A 22,227-nucleotide genomic window follows, 5' to 3' on the forward strand; every position below is an offset into this window, starting at 1 on the left:
TCTAACTCAAGTTGAATAGTTTGTATATTTCTTGGTGTAATCATAATTTATAAAAAATCAGCCCTTTCCGATTTTAAAAACCTGAAAGGTCTCTACAAAACAACTGCTTTTCTAAATATGCACTTATTTTATCAATTTGTATAAGTCATAAAAGTTTGTTCTTTAAGCCAAATTACTGAAGCTTTGTTTTAAAGTAGCAATAGAAATTTTATCTAACTCAAATGGAATAGTTATATATTTCTTGGTGTAATCATAATTTATAAAAAATTAGACCTTTCAGGTTTTTGAAACCTGAAAGGTCTCTACAAAACAACTGCTTTTCTAAATAAACACTTGTTTAGTCTTTTTAAATACGTCACTAAAATGTGCTCAATAAGGTAAATTAATGAACCTTCGTTTAAAAGTAGCAGTAGAAATTTCATCTAACTCAAATTGAATAGTTTGTATATTTTTTTATATAATTATTATAAAATCAGACCTTTCTGGTTTTTAAAACCTGAAAGGTCTCTACAAAACAACTGCTATTCTAAATAAACACTTGTTTTATCAATTTGTATAAGCCACAAAAGTTTGTTCTTTAGGACAAATTACCGAAGCTTTATTTAAAAATTGAAGGTCAGAATTCTAGAAATATGTAACTTTACTCAATTCATAAATTAAAGCCATAAGCATGACAAAAAAAATTATCATTTTAATTGGTTTTTTGTTTTTAAACGTAAACATAAATGCCCAATCTGACCAAATTATAATTAAAGTTAAAGATGAAAAAAATAGAGCTGTGGCTAGAGCAACTATTTTATTAGATAACACTAAACAAAATGCATTAACTGACTTAAATGGAGTTTTTAAAACTAAATTAGATTTTATTCCTAAAACCATTAGTGCATTTCATCCTGCCATTGGTATTGCTAAAGTTAAATACGAAGGTGAAAAAAAGTTTATAATACTGATTCGCAAGGGTAAAAATATTGCATTAAACAATAACTCAAAAAATCAGATCTCTGGCGAAACCATTCAAATTAACTCAATATATGATTATGTAAGAGGAAGAGTTTCTGGTGTAAATGTAAGTTCAGATAATGTAATTACCATTAGAGGATACAACAGTTTACAAGGAAATATGACACCACTTTTTATACTTAATGGTGCTCAAATTACTCAAGACGTTTTTGGTAGAATAATTCCTCAGGAAATAAAAAGAATTACGGTTTTAAAAGGAAATGATACTGCAATTTATGGTATTCGAGGCGCAAATGGAGTTATTGTAGTAGAAACAAAATAACATGAGTTTGATTTAGTTTTATTTTACTGATAACAGCAGATTGTCATTTCAAACATTACTGAGATCATAATAAATTTGTATTGAAAGTAGCTTTTGCGAAGCAAATAGTATAGCTAAGAAAGCTAAAATCTGAATTAAGATTTCTCCACAAGGTTAAAATGACATTCGTTTTAATGCATAAAAATTATAATATACTTATAATTGGTAGTTTTTTAAATCAAACTCACGTTAAATAAAAATGAGATTTCTCCACAAGGTCGAAATAACATTTGTTACAAAGTTAAAGTAACATAAAGAGGTTAAAATGATAATGACGAATGTCATTTTCAGCAAAGTGCAACAGCCTATACACTGACTATCAATATAAATGATTTCTCCACAAGGTCGAAAATGACATGAACAGGGTATTTAGAATAGCCTCTAACTCTTAACCAACTTGCCTAAAGATTCTAGCAATTGTGGTTCTTGTGCTAGCGCAATTTTAGCCACTGCATAAAAATTGCTCATCCATTTTTCTAAATCTTTAAACGCTTTGTTTTTGGTTTTGGTTGCGTTTTGTGCATTTCCTTTAGCTTGTATGTAAGCCGCTCTTGCATTTTCTAAAGTATCTAATGCTGTTAACATTTCTGTTACATGTGTAGGTGTTACTTGTAAGGTAGCCAATTTACTTAAAACATCTGGCTGGTTGTTTAAGGTGTTGTAAAATAGACTTATGGTTTCTAACCATTTTACATAACTTCTTGGCAGACCTCCTTTTAAGCCTAATTCTTTAAAAACAGTAAGATTATCTTTAAAAACAATCTTTGCTTTTTTACGATCTAAACTATACGCACTGTCTATTGTATTTCGTTGGTTTTCAAATTTCTGATAGGCTCTGCCCTTAGCATCTTCTTGCTCTCTATTGCTTATATACAAGGTTTTTGCTGTAGTTAACAAGGCTTTACCTTGGTCTATTTTGGCAGTATTGTAGCCTAATGCCTCCATTAAAGGCTGTATTACAGAGTTGGTTTCTACATTGTGTAATGCAATTTTGCAAGATTCTAAAATTTCTGTTTGTGAACGGGTGTTTTTAAGTGCCATAGCAATTGTTTATAGTTAATTATTATATTCTTTTTCTGAATTAAGGATGCAATACCATTGATATAGCCTACAATAATATTGCGTAGTATTCCTTACTGCATAAAACTATTAACATTTGCATAAATTTCAAATACTTTGTTGATAAGTGCATTTACTTTGTTAATAAGTGTATTTACTTTGTTAATAAGTTGACTTACAATTTCGATGAGTGGTACTGCTTTGTAGTAAAACACTGTTGCAATGCCATGAAACAAGTCCGCAATAGCATAAAACTAAGTTACAATAACATTAAGCGTGTTTACAGATAAGTATATTTTTATGAAATGGATATAAAACGGCTTTGTTTTTAAGTTAAAGACTATCAGTTATTATATACGATAGTGTAACAATTTTTATACTATCAACATCAAGAAATATAAATCTCGTTTTTTGTTTAGATTTGCTATTGTAAACATATGTTTGCAATATATAGCTTACTTCATCAAATAACTTGTTGTTATAACTTAGCTATTATAGATAGCACAAATACGTCTATAAAATAATTGCCTTGTAATTAGCAATACCTCTTTATCTCTTATATTTGTGTAAACTTTAAAATCTTTATGAAAAAACTATTTCTATTATGTGTTTTGGCCATTAGTGTATCATGCTCTAGCGATGATGTAGATTATACTGCCGAAAATGAAGCTGACATTCAGGCTTATATTGCGAATAGCTCATTAACGTTTAAAAAAACCAGTACAGGTTTGTATTATGCAATAGATGCTGTAGGTAGTGGCGTTTATCCTAGTTTTAACTCTAATGTTACTGTAGGGTATAAAGGATACTTTTTAAATGAAACTATTTTTGATCAATCATCAGAAGCTACATTTAACGTTGGCGGTGTTGTACCTGGTTTTAGTGAAGCTTTGCGTATGTTAAAACCTGGTGGCAATGGTACCTTTATATTGCCTTCTAGTTTAGGCTATGGTACAAGAGGGCAAGGTAGTATACCTCCAGGATCTGTTATTATTTTTGATATCAATTTAATAAGTGTTAATTGATGTTCTTTTATCACAAAAACTCGTATAATCTTTTAATTACATTATTATGAAAATTTTAGGAATAGGCTCTAGAATAGAACACGCAACATATGGAACAGGAGTAGTTACAAACGTTACCAGCAAACATTATTGGGTAACTTTTATAAAAGACGGATTAGAAACCATAGCTATTGATAGCGATTTTGAAATAATTGAAGCTGTAGAAGATGAAGTTGATACGATTAGTTTTTATGAGGTTGAAAAATCACTTAAAAATTTATTACAAAAATGGTCTGATGTTACAGAAATTGCACCTATTGCAGACAGATGGAAAAACGGAACTTTAATTTTTAGACCTGCTGATGCTAATTTAGCGGATAAAGAAATCCCTATTGATACGTTTTTTCATAAGATTGTAATGGTTAGAGATCGAATTAGAGTAATGGAGCAAAAAATTAACGCTAGTAAAACTTTAGACGATCAAGATAAAATTGATTTGCAACAATACATCACCAGAATTTATGGAAGTTTAACCACTTTTAATGTATTGTTTAAAGTAAAATCTGATCAATTTGTAGGATCTAGATCTAAGTAAACTTTTAGTCATCATTTTTTAATTATCTTAGAAGGATAAAATTCTAACAAACTATTCTCTATTATGATTGAACTAAAAAAAGAAGATATAAGTCAAGAAGTATTTGATTTGTATGATGATTATGCACACAACAAACTTACAAGAAAACAATTTTTAGAAAAACTTTCTTTATACGCAGTTGGCGCTATTACGTTGCCGGCTTTGTTAAGTTTTGTTTCTCCAAATTATATTGATGCTATTACAGTTCAAGATGATGATCCAAGGATAGATGCTAAAATGATTACATATGATTCGCCCAAAGGCGGATTAAAAATTGATGGTTTGCTTTCTATGCCAAAAGAAACAAAAAGCAAACTTCCTGGAGTTATCGTTGTTCATGAAAACAGAGGTTTAAATCCGTATATAAAAGATGTAGGCAAAAGAACCGCTTTAGAAGGTTTTATTTCATTAGCTCCAGATGCTTTAACACCTTTAGGTGGTTATCCTGGTAATGATGATGAAGGTAGAGCAATGCAAAGAAAAAGAGATCGTTTAGAAATGTTAGAAGATTTTATTGCAGCTTATCATTATGTAAAAAATCATAAAAATTGTACGGGTAAAGTAGGTGTTGTTGGTTTTTGTTTTGGGGGATGGATTTCGAATATGATGGCTGTGCAAGTGCCTGATTTAGGTGCTGCTGTACCTTATTATGGCAGACAACCCAATGATGAAATGGCTGCACAAATAAAAGCACCTTTATTATTACAATATGGCGAATTAGACAAAAGAGTAAATGCGGGTTGGCCAGCTTTTGAGAAAGTTTTAAAAGCCAATAACATAGCACATACTGCTCATTTTTATCCGAATGCAAACCACGGATTTCACAACAATACCACACCAAGATTTGATAAAGCAGCTGCAGATTTGTCTTGGAAAAGAACAATTGAATTTTTTAATACCTATTTAAAAGCATAAAGTATTAATTGGTGTTTCCTAAATAATCCTAAAATTCATCTTATAAAGATGTAGGTCTGTTATTAATTACATTATTATTGTGCTCTAATTTTTACAATGAAAAAAAAGCAATTCATCAGCAAACAAATAGAAGACTTTTACAACAAAGCTTCTGAAGAAACTCGCCTAGAAAAAGGAATGGGTATTTTTGAGTTTGAGCGCATTAAAGAACTTATAAAACAGCACATTTCTAAACCAAATAGTACCATAATTGATGTTGGTGGTGGCACAGGAAAATACTCAGAATGGTTGGCACAACAAAATCATAAAGTACACTTTATAGAACCTGTTACAAAACACATAAAATTAGCCGAAAAAAGAGCAAAAAAACTAAAAAACCCTTTTTCTGTTACCAAGGGAATTGCACAACAATTGCCTTATAAAAATGATACTGCAGATTTGGTAATTTTACATGGTCCTTTGTATCATTTGCAAAAAAGAGAAGATAGAATAACAACTATACTTGAAGCAAAACGTGTATTAAAAAAAGGCGGAATTGTTTTAGGTTTTGCCATAAACGCAACTGCCTCTACTGTTGTGGGTTTAATGAATGGCATGATTCACGCCAATTCATTTTTTGAAATGTGTAAAGAAGAATTAACCACAGGAATTCATAATGCACCAAAAGATTTTCCTTTTTTATTGGCAGATGCATTTTATCATAAACCACAAGATTTAAAAACTGAGTTTTTAGAACAAGATTTAAAATTCATCAACTTATTTGCTGTAGAAGGCATCATTTGGTTAGACAATGCATACTTTGCAAATATGCTTGATAAAAAGAAATCGAAAACCTTAAAAGCCTTACAACATCTTACTCAAAATGATCAGTATTTATTGCCTTTTAGTCCGCATATGATGATTGCTGTTCAAAAATAATCGCAAAATTTTATTCAATTTGTTTATCAACTTTTAAAAAATTAAATTCGCTATATCTAAAATTATCCCAAATTGAGCTCAATGGTTATACAATATGAAAATACATTACGCCAAATCATTATTGATGTTTTAGGTGATGAAGATCAAAGCGATTATAATATTTCTACAGCAATATCTGACAAATGGTTTGCCAAAAGAAGCAATGCTAAAAAGAATAATGACGGCTTTTTGTTTGAAAAAAGAATTATTTTCTATGCCGATTTTGAAGATTTAGAGCTTATTATTGATAAAAACTGGGAGTTGTTTTTACCGATACTAAAAGATAAAAAACGGTTTCAGGTTTTCTTTAAAGAAGTAGGGCAATTTAAAAAAGAGCTAAATAGTGGTAACCAACTTATTCAGAGTCAAGAGCATTTATTGTCTGGAATTACCATGGATCTAAAAAACGCGATTACCATTTACAACAATCAAAAAAAATTAGTGGATGATTATTTTATCAACATTCAAAAAATCTCAGACAATTTAGGTACTTCTTGGTCAAAATCTAATGCAAATCAAAAGAAAAAGCCAGTTTTAAAAGTTGGTGATGATTACGAATTATTAGTAGAAGCTAACGACCCTAAAGACAGAAAAATTGAATATCAGTTGGCGCATTTTACGGGTAAATTAAAGATAAAACAAGATTCTAATCGTTTTCAGTTTAAAGTTGATAAAACCTTAATTGGTAAAAACACCATGCTAATTATCAAAGCCTTTACGCAAGCAACAGACTACAAAAACGAGAGCATCCGTAAAATTTATATAACAGTTTTGCCTGAGTAAAAGATTGGTGTATTTTTCTAAATACTCTTTTTTTTTGTACAATTTCTAAAAAATAAGGAGTCTAATTTTTGTTAGACTCCTTATCAAAGATATAATAATATTCCTAAATATAAGCTTGGGGGGGCTGCTTAATTCTAATATCTACTTCAAATTTAGCACTTTACATAAATTTATTTTAACAAAAATGAGTAAATATTTAACTCTAAAAAGTAATTTTAAAGTATTTTTTATTATTTTTAGGTTATCAAGCTATTTGAATACGATAATAAACTGTCCAAATAATTTATGTTAAGTATAGAAGAAAAACATAATTCTGACCATGTTAGAGAGATGGCAAATTATTTTAATGCTGAGTTAGATGAAGGTAATAGCGCATCTACTTTATCTATGAAAAATAAAATTGCTGATGGATTTATAAGTTCTTATAGATTGTTTAGCGGTTTAACAGTTTGGGTGTACAATATCACTTTTAAGTCAGATTTTACTGTAGATCTTCAATTTTCTGATGAAAGACCCTATTATTTTTCTTACAATGTAAAAGGATATTTTCTTCACAAATTTTGTGAAGAAGACCATTTTTCTAAAATTTTACAAAACCAAAATATGGTTGTAAGAGGTAGCAGCAAGTCTTCTGTGCAAATTATTTTTCCTGCAAATATAAAGCTAGAGCTCGCAATTATTATTATTGACACAAATCTTCTTGTAAAACAAAACATAAGAAACGCTCAAAGAATTTACACTAATATTCAACATATTTTTCAGAATATTCCAACAAATACACATTACAGACATTTAGGAAATATAGATACTGAAACGAATATGTATGCCTCAATAGTTACCAAAAACAAAGATACAGATTTAGTTGCTGGACTATTAACTGAGGGTGCAGTATTAAATATGTTGGCTGCCCAAATTAAAGCTTATAAAAAAGAGACCTCTAAAGAACAATCAAAAACGAAATTAACCAAAGAAGAGCTATCAAAAATAAGTACAATAGGAGAATACGTTTTAAAAAATATTGATAGAAAAATAACAATAAAAGAATTAAGCGCTATCTTTTTAATGAATTCTAAAAAGTTACAAAATGGAGTACAACACCTTTATGGGGTTACCATCAGCAACTACATTTTAAACCTAAGAATGGGCTATGCAAAAGATTTAATTATGCATTCAGATCTAAACATGACCGAAATTTGTATTCAAATAGGCATTTCAAGCAAAAGTTATTTCTCTAAAATTTTTAAAGATAGATATGGTATTTTACCAACGGCTTATAAAAATAGTTTAATTCAGTAAACTTACCTTCTTCGATTTTTAGACGTCCTTTTTACTTTCTTTTTACGTTTGTTAAAAGGTACAGCATCATCAAAAGTGTTTTTAGCAGCTTTTGCTTTTTTGTTTTTTTGCCAAGAATTGGTTTCTGGCAACAACACTTTTAGCAAATCTTGACGCCCAACTTTGTTCAACGTTTTTTTAATCCAATCTTTATTCTCTTTTTTATACCAAAAGAAAAATTTATGCTGATCTTCTTTCTCCTTTTTTGTCTTCGGAGTTTTGGTTGGTTTTAAAGTATAAGGATGATATCCTGAATAATAAATTACAGTTGCAACCGTCATTGGCGTTGGTGTAAACCCTTGCACTTGTTCTAACTGAAAGCCCATATTTTTAGTTTCAGCAGCCAAGTTTGCCATATCTTCTACTTCACTTGCTGGGTGACTAGAAATAAAATACGGAATCAATTGTAAGTTTAATTTCTTCTTGATATTTATTCTATCAAAACGCTCTTTAAACTTATGAAAATAGGTAAAAGAAGGCTTACGCATCAACTTTAAAACCGGGTCAGAAGTATGTTCTGGAGCTACTTTCAATCGTCCAGAAACGTGTTTAGTCATTACCTCTTCTGTATAGGCATCCAATTCTTTTGGGTCTGCATTTTTGTTGAATTCTGGCACTAACATATCATGACGAATTCCACTACCAATAAAAGACTTTTTTATCTTCGGATGTTGATCTACAGCTTGATATAACTCCGTTAGTGGTTTGTGAGACGTATCTAAATTAGAACAGATTACAGGCGATATACAAGAAGGTGCAACACATTTATCACAAATAGATTGCACTTTACCTTTCATTTGATACATGTTTGCAGAAGGCCCACCAATATCAGACAAATAACCTTTAAAATCGGGCATATTTGCAACCTTATCTACTTCTCTTAAAACCGATTCTTGACTTCTGCTGGCAATAAATTTTCCTTGATGTGCAGAAATCGTACAAAAACTACATCCACCAAAACATCCTCTGTGAATGTTTATGGAAAACTTAATCATTTCAAAAGCAGGTATTGGCCCACGTTTGTCATATTTTGGATGAGGCAATCGTGTATAAGGTAAATCGAAAGAGCCATCAATTTCGGCTTCTGTCATTGTAGGAAAAGGTGGATTGATCACCAAAGTACGTTTCCCTACTTCCTGAAAAATTCGTCTTGCTTTTAATTTATTCGATTCTTGTTCTATGGTTTTAAAGTTAGAAGCAAATGTTTTTTTATCTGCCAAACAAGCTTCATGAGAGTTAATGGTTACATCTTCCCAATCATTTACAACAGGAATTTTTTCTTGTGTTTTATCGATTAAAACTGCAGTTTGTTTAATGTTTTTTAAGCTCGAAAAGGGCACGCCTTTTTGCAATAATTCTACAATTTCACGCAAAGGCTGTTCTCCCATTCCATATACCAACATATCTGCTTTAGAGGTTTCTAAAATGGTTGGCAACAACTTATCAGACCAGTAATCGTAATGCGTTACACGTCTTAAAGAAGCTTCAATTCCGCCAATTAAAACAGGTACATCTGGAAACTTTTCTTTTAATATTTTAGAATAAACAGATGTTGCATAATCTGGTCTAAACCCTTTATCACCATTTGGGGTGTATGCATCTTTATCACGTCTTCGTTTACTGGCTGTATAATTCGAAACCATAGGATCCATACAACCACCAGTTGCTGCAAAAAACAATCTTGGTTTGCCTAGTTTCTCAAAATCTTGCAAATTATCATTTACATTGGGTTGTGGCACAATAGCCACTTTTAAGCCATAACTTTCTAAAATTCGTCCAATAACAGCTGGCCCAAATGATGGATGATCTACATAGGCATCTCCACTAAATAAAATAACGTCCAATTGTTCCCAACCACGGATTTTTACCTCTCTGTTTGTAGTTGGTAACCAGTCTGTTAATTGATGTCTTTTCGTTACTTGCATATTTTGCAAAAATAAGGGTTTTAAAATAGATTACGATATGCTTTCTTTGATAAATTACAAGCTGCCAAAGTTTTGTTAAATATGTAACTGAATACATGAAATCTAATATTTTTGCAAGAATCTATAAATTTTATAAATGAAAAAAATACTATTTTTTGCAATTGCAATTGCATTTTTAGGCAGTTGTGCAACTTCTAACATCAACAAAAAAGACAACACGATTCAAGTTTCTATGGATTTGAATAACGTTGTTGATGATAAAATAAAAGTGGAAGTAAACCCAAGTAAAATCAACCAAAGATCAATTGTATACCAAATTCCTGCAATTGTGCCAGGTACTTATGCCATGAGTGATTATGGCCAGTTTGTTTCTGATTTAAAAGCGTTTGATTATGATGGAAACGAACTTACTGTAAGCAAATTAGACCCAAATTCTTGGCAAATTAATGAAGCTCAAAAACTAGACAAAATTTCTTATTGGGTAGATGATACTTTCGATTCTAAGAAAAAACACGGCATTTACGTAATGGCAGGAACCAATATTGAAGCTGGTAAAAACTTCTTTTTAAACTTACCAGGTTTTGTAGGTTATTTTAAAGGCAACAAAGAAACGCCTTATCATTTAACCATAAATCATCCAGAGAATTTGTACGAAACTTCTTCTTTAATCAATAAAAACACTACTAAAGAAGACAACACAAAAGATGTATTTTTTGCTTCTAGATACGATGAAATATCAGACAATCCAATTATGTATGCGCCTTTAAACACGGTAAACTTTACTGTAAATGGTGTTGCTGTTTCTTTGGCTGTGTATTCGCCAAATAACATCCATAATGCTAAAGATATGGAAGCTGATTTAAAGAAAATGGTTGAAGCACAAACCAATTTTTTAGAAGGTTTTTCTACAACTAACGAATACAATATTTTGGTGTATTTGTTCGATCCAAAAGTATACAACTGGCAAAGTTTTGGTGCTTTAGAACACTTATCATCAACAACAGTAGTATATCCAGAAACGTACAGCAAAGAGCAATTGGCAAACGGAATGATTAACGGAACTGTTTCTCATGAGTTTTTTCATATTGTAACTCCATTGTCTGTACATTCTGAAGAAATACATTCTTTTGATTTTAACACGCCAAATATGTCTAAACATTTGTGGATGTACGAAGGAATTACTGAATATTTTGCCAACTTATTTCAGGTAAATCAAGGCTTAATTTCTGAGCAAGAATTTATTGATGAAATGAAAGGCAAAATTGCGAGCTCTATGCGTTATAATGATACTATGTCTTTTACTAAAATGAGTAAAAACATTTTAGAGGATAAATATGCCAAAAACTACGGAAACGTTTATCAAAAAGGAGCTTTAATTGGGATGTCTTTAGATATTTTATTGCGAGAAGAAAGTGAAGGTAAATACGGAGTTCGTGATTTAATGAAAGATTTATCGAATAAATTCGGACAGAACAAACCTTTTAAAGATGATGAAATTTTAGATGAAATTGTAGCCATGACCTATCCTTCTATTGGTACTTTTTTCGAGAAACATTTAACAGGAAATGTTGCTATTGATTACGATGCTTTGTTAGCCAAAGTTGGTATTGTTAAGAAAAAAGAAAACATTGATGCTGGTTACTTTTTAGACAGTAACAGACAAATTTTTATCTCAGCTAATCAAAAACAAGAAATCTTTTTTACCAATAGAAAAAATACGGCTTTAGTTGCTTTAGGTGTAAAATCTGGCGATGTTTTAAAATCGGTAAACGGTACTGATGTAAACTTGCAAAACATTAGAAATTTTATAGGGCAATCTTTACAATGGAAAGCAGGAGACAAAATTACTTTTGAAGTAATTAGAAATGGAGAAACTCTAAAACTAGAAGGTGATTTTGTAAAAGGTACTACTGAAATCGAAAATTTAGTAATTGAAGAATTACCAGAATCTGATCCGAAGAAAAAATTAAGAGATGCTTGGTTAAAAGCGTTGTAATTTTATTTCTTTATAAAAAACTTAAAGACTCTCATTTTGGGAGTCTTTTTTTATTGTGTTTACTGTAATTTCATGATCTTAGAAAAAAATTACAGTTTGACCTTAATAAAGAATATCTTTTTAAATATCAGTTGAGTTGGAGACGCTTAAAGCGTTACAAAGTGTTTGGAAATTTTGTTTAAAAAATTAATTTAAGAATTAGTTTTAGATTGAATTTAAACCTCATCATCAAAAGGATTTTCAAAAGGCAAATCATCATCAATATCATAGTCATCATAGTTTACTCCTGGAGGATTAAATAATCCCCACCTATCAATTATATAATTCCATTCATCAAATGTTTTTACCCATTCTGCAAATAAGATTCTAAATTCTTCAATTTCAATTCTAATAAGTTCTAAATAATCCAAATCATTAAAACCAAGCATCCTTAACCCTGAAGTTGTCGTTAAAATAGTTCTCGCAGCTTTTCTAATAATGGAAGCATTTTCCATTTTTAAATCATACAATATGTCATCAGAAAAAGCACCAGTAATTTTAGCAGGAATAATGAGTGCATTTTCATGCATCTGATTTTTATACTCATTCAATAAATGATTATTAAAATCATTTTCATCCTCATTATTTTCTATCAGTACAGAAACTTTATCAACTAGTTCATAGATTTCTTTGGCTTTGATAAATAATGGAAATTTCTTTAAATTTTCATCCATAATCCTAATTTTAGTATGAGATTTCTCCACAAGGTCGAAATGACATATTAAAGCACTTGCTCCACAATCTTAATAGCCTCAACAGCTTCTTTTACATCGTGCACACGTAAAATATTTGCACCATTTAATAAAGCAATGGTGTTTGCAGATGTTGTAGCATTTAACGCTTCTTGTGCAGAAATACCTAAGGTTTTGTATAACATCGATTTTCTAGAAATTCCTGCTAAAATGGGTGCATCTAAACTTTTAAAAAGTTCTAAATTACTTAAAATTTTAAAATTATGCGCTATGGTTTTGCCAAATCCAAAGCCAACATCAATAATAACATCGTTTACTTTTAGTTGATGCAATTCAAAAATCTGTTTGGCAAAAAACGAAATAATTTCTTTAGTTACATCTTCATAAACAGGATTTTGCTGCATATTTTGTGGTGTACCTAACATGTGCATTAAAATATAAGGCACTTGCAAACTAGCAACAGTTGCAAACATTTTATCGTCCATAGTTCCACCAGAAATATCATTAATTATTGCTGCTCCAGAATTTACAGTAGCTTCAGCCACTTTGCTTCTAAACGTATCTACAGAAATAATAATTTCTGGATAGTTTTTTATCAGCAAATCAATAACAGGTATTATTCTTTTCAGTTCTTCGTCTTCAGAAATATGAGCAGCTCCTGGTCTAGAAGAATATGCACCAACATCGATAAAAGTTGCACCTTCTGTCAACATTTTATCAACCTGATGTAAAATTGCTGTTTCGTCTTTGTATTTTCCTCCATCAAAAAAAGAATCTGGAGTAATGTTTAAAATCCCCATTACTTTTGGCGATGATAAATTCACTAAATTACCTTTACAATTTATGGTCATTTTATTGTACTACTTTATTGATAATATCACTAATTTTTGGCGCTTTATAAGCCTCCATTTTTTGCATTAAATCATCAACAGAATTTCCAACAATTAGCATTTTTCGATTTACTTCTTTTAAATAACCTTCTGCTACCATTTTGTCTAATTGTAGTAAAATTGCATCGAAAAACCCATTGACATTTAAGAGTCCAACTGGTTTTTGTTCAATTTGCAATTGCCCTAAAGTTAGCGCTTCGAACAACTCATCTAAAGTACCAAAACCACCAGGAAGCGTAATATAGCCATCAATTAATTTGCTCATTATTACTTTGCGTTCGCTCATTTTTTTGCAAATTATCATTTCTACAACATTCGGATGAATGACTTCTTCTTTTTCTAAAATCTTAGGAATTACACCAATAACTTCTCCATTTTTACTCAGAATTTCATCAGCAATTACGCCCATCATTCCTAATTTACCCCCACCATAAACCAAGCCTATATTATGATTTACAAAATAGTTTCCTAATTCTTTGGCTGCATCTTTATAAATAGGATTAAACCCTAAACTAGAGCCACAAAACACAACAATTCTTTTCATGATTAGCGTTTGATAATTTCATTGTAAAAATAAATGAAAAGGCTATAAGATTTACTACTTTTGAAAAAATACTTTTTTACAAAAATGCAAGACACCTCAAAACAATATGATGCAGTAATTGAAAATTGCAGAAGTTTATTTATTAAAAAAATGTCTGATTATGGTTCTGCTTGGCGAATTTTACGTTTGCCATCGTTAACCGATCAAATCTTTATTAAAGCACAAAGAATTCGTCAACTACAAGAAAATGAGGTTCGTAAAGTAGATGAAGACGAAAAATCTGAGTTTATTGGCATTATCAATTACTCGATTATGGCTTTAATTCAACTAGAAAAAGGGGTTGTAGATAATCCTGATTTAAACACTGAAGAAGCTACAATTTTATACGATAGACATGCTAAAATTACCAAAGAATTGATGCTTAACAAGAATCACGATTATGGTGAAGCTTGGAGAGATATGCGTGTTTCTAGCTTAACCGATTTAATTTTACAAAAGTTGTTACGTGTAAAACAAATTGAAGATAATAAAGGAAAAACCTTAGTTTCTGAAGGTATAGATGCCAATTACCAAGACATGATTAATTATGCCGTTTTTGCAATGATTCATTTGGGGTAAATGAATTCAAAGTTTAAAGTTTTGAATTTAAAGTTGTCTTTCACATTGAAAAAGACATGTTTTATTTTAAAAATCAGTATTGAATAAAATAAGCCCACTAAAACACTAATTTCAAAATAAATTCAAAATAACGACATGAAGTCGACTTTCGTGTTTTGCAGACTTAATTAATATAAAATTACGAATTTTATTTAAAATAAATCGCCATTAAAATTTATTGATTTTTCTACCTAAAGGATACATTTCTTGTCGAAGAAAGCTTTTAGGAAAATGTTCATCACCCTCAAAACCCAACTCAATATCTCTACCTGAATGTGGAATGTAATTGGTTTTAAAAATATAATCCCAAATACTTAGTGTAATTCCGAAATTTACACCAAACTTACGTGCTTCTGGCAATTCTCTAGAATGATGCCAAATGTGCATTTTCGGATTGTTTAAAATGTATTTGAACCAGCCATAATCCCAATTGATGTTTGCATGATTTAAATGCCCAATAGTGATGTTAAAAAAATGTACAAAAGCTACATCTTGTGCAGAAAACCCGCCAATAATTGCCAAAGGAATGTATTTTAAAGAGTTGTACACCACAGGCTCCATCCAATGATAACGCAAATGCGCAGCAAAACCCATTTGTTTTACAGAGTGATGCACTTTATGAAAATTCCATAGAAATTCTACCCTATGCAGCAACCTGTGTGTCCACCATTGTACAAAATCTACCACAATAAAAAAAATAAATATTCTAGATAAAAAAGGCAATTCATTCAATTCTAAAAGCTGAAAATTAGCTATTGATAAACCAACTGCTCCCAAAACATCATTAAACAATTCTGATGCTGAATTAGACAACGCAATTAGCACAATTAAGTTTAACAAAAAGAAATTAAAGAACATATAAAACGTATCTAGCCAAAAATCTTTTCTGAATAATGATTGATTTTTACGCCAAGGAAAAATAGCTTCTAAACCCCAAACGATTAATGAAATGATAATTAATCCGTAGAAATAGTTCTCCCAATTCAGTTCCATTAAAACCGAATTTTTAAGGTAATTCCAATAACTGGAATACGAGTTTTTTATAATTTCTAGGTATTTTTCCATTTATGTACAAATTTACAAAGAGTTTGTTACATCTAAAAAATCAAATTTTCTAATTTCTTGTTTTATCTTTTAAAAAGAAAAGTAAAAAATAAATAAGCATCAAAGCAATTTTGTAAGGTTTTAGTCTACTTTGTATCTTTGACCTTACGCATTTTCATCAAAATAAATTCTAAATTAAGGTTTCTTAAGATCTTGTATAGTGTACTATTTTAGCACAAAAAATCATACCCATGAAAATATTAATTTTAGAAGACGAAATACCTGCATATCAAAAAATAACAAAGTGTTTAGATGTTTTTTTTGACATAAAAATTTCGCAAGACTGGGCACGTTCTATAGTTGAAGGAGAGCAATTGTTGAATACAACTTCTTACGACTTTATTTTATCAGACATTCAGCTGTTAGATGGTTTGTCTTTTGATTTATTTAATAAAATGCAAATAGATGCACCTATCATTTTTTGTTCTGCTCATGATGAATATTTGTTTCAGGCATTTAATACCAATGGAATTGCTTATATCTTAAAACCTTATTCTCAAGAAGAGTTTAATAAAGCTATTGTTAAATATCAGTCGTTATTTAAAAAAGGAGATTATAATCCTTTAGATAATGCTACTATTGACGTTTTAAAATCGGCTTTACAACAAGAATACACCACCTACAAAAAACGCTTTGTTATTAAAAAAGCCACTGGAATTCAATTATTAAATGCTGAAGATATTGCTTTAATTTCGGCATCAGGTGATTTCTGTTTGATAAATGATAAAAACGGAAAACTACATACTATTTCTCAAAATTTAGGGAATATTCACCAACAATTGAATCCAAAGAAATTCTTTAAAATCAATAGAAGTGAGATTGTAAATATTGATTTTATTGAAAAAATTGAAAGTCATTTTAAAAACAGATTATTGATTTCCATCAAAAATTACAAAGAGAAAGCAATGACAAGTTCTTCTACAACTGCTGAGTTTCGGAAGTGGTTGGAACACTAGATTTTAAATTAGATCGTATTTTAAGTGACCTTTGATATTTTATTAAAAAAGTAATACCATTTAATTTATCATTAAAAACTTAAGAAAATAATTAACAATCTTTACAAAATAAACAAACCACTTTGCTTCATACAAAGTGGTTTATCTTAACACGAAATACACTAAAAACATCATGTTAATGATGTATATTTTACATAGCTGCTTTATAAATTGCTATGGTATCTTCTAAAGTAACTTCTCTAGGATTTCCACCAGTACAAACATCAGCTAAAGCATTCTTTGCCATTTCTTCAAAATCTTCTTCTTTAACACCAAACTCTTTTAATCCCGAAGGTATTCCTACAGATTCTGATAATGCTTTTATCGCTGCTATAGCAGCATTAGCACCTTGCGTATCGCTCATTTCTAAAACTCCTACCCCCATAGCTCTTGCTACTTTTTTCAATTTATGCGCACATGCAGGAATGTTAAATTTTTCTACATGAGGTAATAAAATAGCATTGGCTACTCCATGAGGCATATCATACATTCCTCCTAATTGATGCGCCATAGAATGTACAAAACCTAAACCTGCATTAGAAAAAGCCTGACCTGCAATAAATTGACCCCAAGCCATTTTACTTCTTGCTTCAAGGTTTTGACCATCTACCACTGCAATTTCCAAACTCTGTGAAATCAATTTAATAGCTTCTAATGCCAAAGCATCAGACCAACCAAAAGCTCCTTTTGTAACATAGGTTTCTATAGCATGTGTTAATGCATCCATACCTGTTGCTGCAGTTAATGACGCTGGTTTTCCTAACATTAATTCTGGGTCATTTACAGCAATAGAAACCAAGCAGTTTTTATCTACCATTACCATTTTTATATGGCGTTTTTCATCGGTAATTACATAATTAATTGTTACCTCACTTGCAGTACCTGCTGTAGTATTTATCGCTATTATGGGTAATGAAGCATGTTTAGACATGTGAATTCCTTCATACTCTCCTATATGACCTCCATTTGTAGCTAAAATACCAATTGCTTTTCCACAATCTTGAGGAGAACCACCACCTAAGGTTAAAATAAAATCACAATCATTTTCTTTTAATAAAGCCAAACCATCATCAACATTTTTTACGGTTGGGTTTGGGTGAACGTCATCAAAAATAACAGTTTCTATATTGGCAGATTTTGCAACATCCAATACTTTTTGTGCAACACCTAATTTTACCAAAACTTTATCAGTAACAAAAAGAGCCTTTTTATAAGGTAAACTTTTTAACTCTTCTCCTAAATCGTTTAAAGCTCCAGGCCCAATAAGGCTTAATGGTGGTAAATAAATTCTTCTGTTTTGTAACATTTCCCTATTTTTAAATTGATATTTTTTTGATTTACTGTTACAAAGTTCCTACAGAAAAAAGAGGTATAATATGATTTTTATCACATCTAAATTTTTTTAATAAAAACTAGATATACAAAAATCTTAAAAACAAAAAACCTTTTTGATTTCTCAAAAAGGTTTCGTCTTTATTCTTTTACCTAAATTCTCTTTTCTAAAAGAAATTAATCATTCAACTTTAAAACCGCCATAAATGCTTCTTGTGGAATTTCTACATTACCCACTTGACGCATTCTTTTCTTTCCTTTTTTCTGCTTTTCTAATAGTTTCCGCTTTCTAGAAATATCACCTCCATAACATTTTGCAGTAACATCTTTACGCAATGCTTTTGTAGTTTCACGCGCAATAATTTTTGCACCAATTGCAGCCTGAATAGGAATATCGAACTGTTGTCTAGGAATTAACGTTTTTAATTTCTCAACAATCTTTTTACCAATGGAATAGGCATTGTCTGCGTGTAAAAGTGCAGAAAGTGCATCTACAGGTTGCCCATTTAATAAAATATCAACTCTTACTAATTTCGATTCTTTCATTCCAATAGGATGATAATCGAAAGAGGCATAACCTTTAGAAACGGTTTTTAAACGATCGTAAAAATCGAATACAATTTCTGCCAAAGGCATTTCAAAAATCAGCTCTACTCTTTGGGTAGTTAAATACGTCTGATTTACAATTTGCCCACGTTTTTCGATACACAAACTCATTACTTGCCCCACAAAATCGGATTTTGTAATGATAGAAGCTTTAATAAATGGCTCTTCTACCCTATCTAATCTAGAAGGATCTGGTAAATCTGAAGGATTGTTTAGCAACACAATTTCTTCGGGTTCTTTCTTTGTATACGCATGATACGAAACGTTAGGTACAGTTGTAATTACGGTCATATTAAACTCACGCTCTAAACGCTCTTGAATAATTTCCATATGTAGCATTCCTAAGAATCCACAACGAAAACCAAAACCTAAAGCTGCAGAACTTTCTGGTTGAAATACCAAAGAAGCATCATTCAATTGTAATTTTTCCATAGAATAACGCAACTCTTCATAATCTTCTGTATCAACAGGATAAATACCTGCAAAAACCATCGGTTTTACATCTTCAAAACCATCAATAATTTCGGTTGTTGGCTTGTGTGCGTCTGTAATGGTATCCCCTACTTTTACTTCTTTTGCTGTTTTAATACCCGTAATTAAATACCCAACATCACCAGTTTTAACCGATTTTTTTACAACTTGTGATAATTTTAATGTACCTACTTCATCAGCAAAATAATTTTTACCTGTTGCCATGAATTTAATCTCTTGGCCTTTTTTGATTTCACCATTAATTACTCTAAAATAGGTTTCAATTCCTCTGTACGAATTGTAAACAGAATCAAAAATTAAAGCTTGTAATGGCGCTTCAGGATCTCCTTCTGGAGCAGGAATTCTATCAATAATGGCATCTAAAATATTATCAACTCCAAAACCTGTTTTTCCACTTGCATGGATTACCTCTTCTGGATCACAACCTAATAAATCTACAATATCGTCTGTAACTTCTTCTGGATTTGCACTAGGTAAATCAACCTTATTCAACACAGGAATAATTTCCAAATCGTTCTCTAAAGCCAAGTATAAGTTAGAAATGGTTTGTGCTTGTATACTTTGTGCAGCATCTACAATTAACAAGGCACCTTCACAAGCTGCAATAGATCTAGAAACTTCGTAAGAGAAATCTACGTGACCTGGAGTATCAATCAAATTCAGAATAAATGGTTCTCCATTGTGGATATAATCCATTTGAATGGCGTGCGATTTTATGGTAATTCCACGTTCGCGCTCCAAATCCATATTATCTAATAACTGATTCTGTTTTTCACGTTCTGTTACAGAGCCTGTATAATCTAACAATCTATCTGCTAATGTACTTTTACCATGATCTATATGTGCGATGATGCAAAAGTTTCTAATGTTCTTCATACTTCGTAATCTCTCAACTTATTTTTGCAAATATAGTTAAATATGTACTAGAAAAGTTATACATAAATTAGCTAATTCAAACAGTTTACACTCAATATTTGCAGTTTACAAGAAAAGTAATTTTATAAAGGTTGCTTTATCATTTCTTTTGTGGTATAAAATTTTAAATTTACCACTGATGAAGAAACTACATTACACTTTACTGTTTTTATTAATTCCCTTTTTTGTTTTTGCTCAGGAGGAAACAAAGTTGCCTGCACAACCATGGAAAGATCTTTTAGAAATAAAGCATACCAGCAAACAAGATTTTTTATTTGAAAAAGATTTAGTAAGATGGAGAGATAGCATTAAAGTAAAACTTAAAGGAAATTACACTTCTAAAGATTCCCTTCAAATTTTAAAAACTATAAGAAAACTAGATAGTGTAACTGAAACCATTTCAATTACTTTTTCTCAAAACGAAAACGCAAATCTTGAAATTAAATTTTTATATGATAATGATGTAACTTACAAAACACCATATTGGATAAGTAATCTCCCACATTTTAAAACAAGAGCTAGTAATCGTAAAAATAAACCTAAAAAAATTGTTTATGGAGAAATTACACATTACAAAGGAAAAGATTACAACAAAACTATTAACGAGATAGAAGTTTCACTTGCAAAAGTACTTTTTGAAGGATACTTCAAAACCCCTCATAAAAAAAGTGGATTCAATCTTTATGCAAGAAGACTCGAACCATTTAATAGAAAAAATTATCATCTCACAGATAGTGATTTAAAAATTATTGCTGAAATTTATAAAAGTGATTTTAATGAAAAATTACAACTTGCTGCATCTCAATTTAAAGAAGATGTTTTAAAAAAGATAGAAAATTATAAAATTAAAAGCAGAAATAAACAATTATGGTGGGTTAAAAATCCTTTATCTGTTGTTTTTATACCAACATTAGTATTGTTTTTATTATTTCTATTTTGCATCTTAAAGATTAAAAATTACATTGATAGAAAATTAAAAAATAACTTTTTGCAATTTTTATTTATAAGTTTAATTGCTGTCTGCTTTTTAGATATTTTAGTCATATTTTCTGTTTCGTTTTATGACCATTTAAGAACACCAAGAAGTTTTGGTTTTTCAATAATAAGATATGATACTGTTATTACAACTTTTGCGGTTTCTTTATTTTGCTTTCCATTTTTATTTTTATTTCGCTTTTTAGAGAATAAAATTGAAAAGATACATGCTAATATTGTTACAAAGACAAGTTTAATTTTCTTATCAACAGGAATGTTACCATTTGTAATAATTTTGGTGATAGTTATTTCGACTATTAAAGAAGGTCAAAATCATCAAGGAGCGTATACCACTTTATCATATGTGTTTTTAGTGGCTATGATTATCGCTTCAATAAGAGCATTAATAAGCTATTTTATCTTTAAAGAACGAGATTTAATTGTAGAAAACGAAAACAAACTATCACATTTAAGAGAATTAAAAACAAAGGCAGAATTAAAGTCTTTACAATCTCAAATCAATCCTCATTTTTTATACAATTCTTTAAATTCTATTGCGAGTTTAGCACCAATTAATGCTGAGAAAACTCAAAAAATGGCACATTCTTTATCGGATTTATTTAAATATTCCATCAACAGAAAAGGGCAAAAAATGAGCACCATTAAAGACGAGATAGAAATGGTACAAGCGTATTTAGATATAGAGAAAATACGGTTTGAAGAACGTTTAAATTTTACCATTAAAGTTGATGAAACGCTTTTGAATCATAAAATTCCATTGTTTGTCATTCAACCTTTGGTAGAAAATGCCATAAAACACGGCGTATCAAAAAATAAAGACAAAGGAGAAGTTGTATTGATCATAGAAAAAGAAACAAATAAAATAGTGATAACCGTTAGCGACAATGGACCTGATTTTCCTGAAGGTTTGGTTAGCGGTCATGGTTTACAAACCGTTTACGATTTATTACGATTGAGTTATGGAGATAAAGCTTCTTTGAATTGGACGAATACTCCACAAAAAAAGATAACCATAATTATCCCTAAAAACGCATAA

The 22,227-nt window shown here is 30.3% G+C and carries 19 protein-coding genes; 11 read left to right on the forward strand and 8 right to left on the reverse strand.

The features are described 5' to 3' along the window. Window positions 1–670 precede the first annotated feature (670 nt). Complete coding sequence (locus ACW9UN_RS07800; RefSeq protein WP_459485503.1) at window positions 671–1,282, forward strand: TonB-dependent receptor plug domain-containing protein; 612 nt, start codon at window positions 671–673, stop codon at window positions 1,280–1,282. A gap of 420 nt (window positions 1,283–1,702) precedes the next feature. On the opposite strand, the gene ACW9UN_RS07805 is transcribed toward ACW9UN_RS07800, so the two are convergent. Then, window positions 1,703–2,362, reverse strand: coding sequence for a PQLLE family protein (locus ACW9UN_RS07805; RefSeq protein WP_459485505.1), 660 nt, complete (start codon window positions 2,360–2,362; stop codon window positions 1,703–1,705). Between the two features lie 602 nt (window positions 2,363–2,964). On the opposite strand from ACW9UN_RS07805, the gene ACW9UN_RS07810 reads away from it, so the two are divergent. The 6 genes from ACW9UN_RS07810 (at window position 2,965) to ACW9UN_RS07835 (ending at window position 7,969) form a co-directional block, all read left to right on the forward strand. Next, window positions 2,965–3,405 (forward strand): FKBP-type peptidyl-prolyl cis-trans isomerase, encoded by a 441-nt coding sequence (locus tag ACW9UN_RS07810; RefSeq protein WP_459485507.1) that lies wholly within the window; start codon window positions 2,965–2,967, stop codon window positions 3,403–3,405. Window positions 3,406–3,451: 46 nt separating this feature from the next. Further along, on the forward strand, window positions 3,452–3,979 hold the full coding sequence (locus ACW9UN_RS07815) for a DUF8685 domain-containing protein (RefSeq protein ID WP_459485509.1): 528 nt from the start codon (window positions 3,452–3,454) through the stop codon (window positions 3,977–3,979). Window positions 3,980–4,042: 63 nt separating this feature from the next. Continuing rightward, window positions 4,043–4,933 (forward strand): dienelactone hydrolase family protein, encoded by an 891-nt coding sequence (locus tag ACW9UN_RS07820; protein WP_459485511.1) that lies wholly within the window; start codon window positions 4,043–4,045, stop codon window positions 4,931–4,933. A gap of 96 nt (window positions 4,934–5,029) precedes the next feature. Continuing rightward, complete coding sequence (locus ACW9UN_RS07825; RefSeq protein WP_459485513.1) at window positions 5,030–5,851, forward strand: class I SAM-dependent methyltransferase; 822 nt, start codon at window positions 5,030–5,032, stop codon at window positions 5,849–5,851. A gap of 81 nt (window positions 5,852–5,932) precedes the next feature. Next, the gene (locus ACW9UN_RS07830; RefSeq protein ID WP_459485515.1) at window positions 5,933–6,673 is read left to right on the forward strand and encodes a hypothetical protein; all 741 of its coding nucleotides are present in this window, start codon (window positions 5,933–5,935) and stop codon (window positions 6,671–6,673) included. A gap of 285 nt (window positions 6,674–6,958) precedes the next feature. Continuing rightward, the gene (locus ACW9UN_RS07835; protein WP_459485517.1) at window positions 6,959–7,969 is read left to right on the forward strand and encodes a helix-turn-helix domain-containing protein; all 1,011 of its coding nucleotides are present in this window, start codon (window positions 6,959–6,961) and stop codon (window positions 7,967–7,969) included. Window positions 7,970–7,971: 2 nt separating this feature from the next. On the opposite strand, the gene ACW9UN_RS07840 is transcribed toward ACW9UN_RS07835, so the two are convergent. Further along, the gene (locus tag ACW9UN_RS07840; protein WP_459485518.1) at window positions 7,972–9,933 is read right to left on the reverse strand and encodes a YgiQ family radical SAM protein; all 1,962 of its coding nucleotides are present in this window, start codon (window positions 9,931–9,933) and stop codon (window positions 7,972–7,974) included. A gap of 136 nt (window positions 9,934–10,069) precedes the next feature. On the opposite strand from ACW9UN_RS07840, the gene ACW9UN_RS07845 reads away from it, so the two are divergent. Next, complete coding sequence (locus ACW9UN_RS07845; RefSeq protein ID WP_459485520.1) at window positions 10,070–11,929, forward strand: M61 family metallopeptidase; 1,860 nt, start codon at window positions 10,070–10,072, stop codon at window positions 11,927–11,929. 215 nt (window positions 11,930–12,144) lie between these two features. Here the strand turns inward: ACW9UN_RS07845 and ACW9UN_RS07850 are convergent, their stop codons facing one another. Genes ACW9UN_RS07850 through ACW9UN_RS07860 form a run of 3 tightly spaced genes read right to left on the reverse strand, consistent with a single transcriptional unit; the run spans window position 12,145 to window position 14,094 of the window. Next, on the reverse strand, window positions 12,145–12,672 hold the full coding sequence (locus tag ACW9UN_RS07850) for a hypothetical protein (protein ID WP_459485523.1): 528 nt from the start codon (window positions 12,670–12,672) through the stop codon (window positions 12,145–12,147). 17 nt (window positions 12,673–12,689) lie between these two features. Further along, window positions 12,690–13,511 carry a dihydropteroate synthase gene (gene folP / locus ACW9UN_RS07855; RefSeq protein ID WP_459485525.1) on the reverse strand — a complete coding sequence of 274 codons (822 nt, stop codon included), beginning with the start codon at window positions 13,509–13,511 and terminating at the stop codon, window positions 12,690–12,692. Window position 13,512: 1 nt separating this feature from the next. Then, a complete protein-coding gene (locus ACW9UN_RS07860; protein ID WP_459485526.1) occupies window positions 13,513–14,094 on the reverse strand; it encodes an LOG family protein in 582 nt (193 codons plus the stop codon). Window positions 14,095–14,178: 84 nt separating this feature from the next. On the opposite strand from ACW9UN_RS07860, the gene ACW9UN_RS07865 reads away from it, so the two are divergent. Continuing rightward, a complete protein-coding gene (locus ACW9UN_RS07865; protein ID WP_459485527.1) occupies window positions 14,179–14,712 on the forward strand; it encodes a DUF1599 domain-containing protein in 534 nt (177 codons plus the stop codon). 207 nt (window positions 14,713–14,919) lie between these two features. Here ACW9UN_RS07865 and ACW9UN_RS07870 read toward each other — a convergent pair whose 3' ends face one another. Then, window positions 14,920–15,816 carry a sterol desaturase family protein gene (locus tag ACW9UN_RS07870; RefSeq protein ID WP_459485529.1) on the reverse strand — a complete coding sequence of 299 codons (897 nt, stop codon included), beginning with the start codon at window positions 15,814–15,816 and terminating at the stop codon, window positions 14,920–14,922. Between the two features lie 230 nt (window positions 15,817–16,046). Between ACW9UN_RS07870 and ACW9UN_RS07875 the strand changes: the two genes are divergently transcribed. Then, window positions 16,047–16,811 carry a LytR/AlgR family response regulator transcription factor gene (locus ACW9UN_RS07875; RefSeq protein WP_459485531.1) on the forward strand — a complete coding sequence of 255 codons (765 nt, stop codon included), beginning with the start codon at window positions 16,047–16,049 and terminating at the stop codon, window positions 16,809–16,811. Window positions 16,812–17,001: 190 nt separating this feature from the next. Here the strand turns inward: ACW9UN_RS07875 and ACW9UN_RS07880 are convergent, their stop codons facing one another. Both ACW9UN_RS07880 and lepA read right to left on the reverse strand, forming a co-directional pair. After that, entirely contained in the window at window positions 17,002–18,156 is a 1,155-nt protein-coding gene (locus ACW9UN_RS07880; RefSeq protein ID WP_459485532.1) for an iron-containing alcohol dehydrogenase, read from the reverse strand. 203 nt (window positions 18,157–18,359) lie between these two features. Continuing rightward, window positions 18,360–20,156 (reverse strand): translation elongation factor 4, encoded by a 1,797-nt coding sequence (gene lepA / locus ACW9UN_RS07885; protein WP_459485533.1) that lies wholly within the window; start codon window positions 20,154–20,156, stop codon window positions 18,360–18,362. Between the two features lie 178 nt (window positions 20,157–20,334). On the opposite strand from lepA, the gene ACW9UN_RS07890 reads away from it, so the two are divergent. Further along, the gene (locus tag ACW9UN_RS07890) at window positions 20,335–22,227 is read left to right on the forward strand and encodes a sensor histidine kinase (protein WP_459485534.1); all 1,893 of its coding nucleotides are present in this window, start codon (window positions 20,335–20,337) and stop codon (window positions 22,225–22,227) included.

The sequence above is a fragment of the Polaribacter litoreus genome, assembly GCF_054584775.1.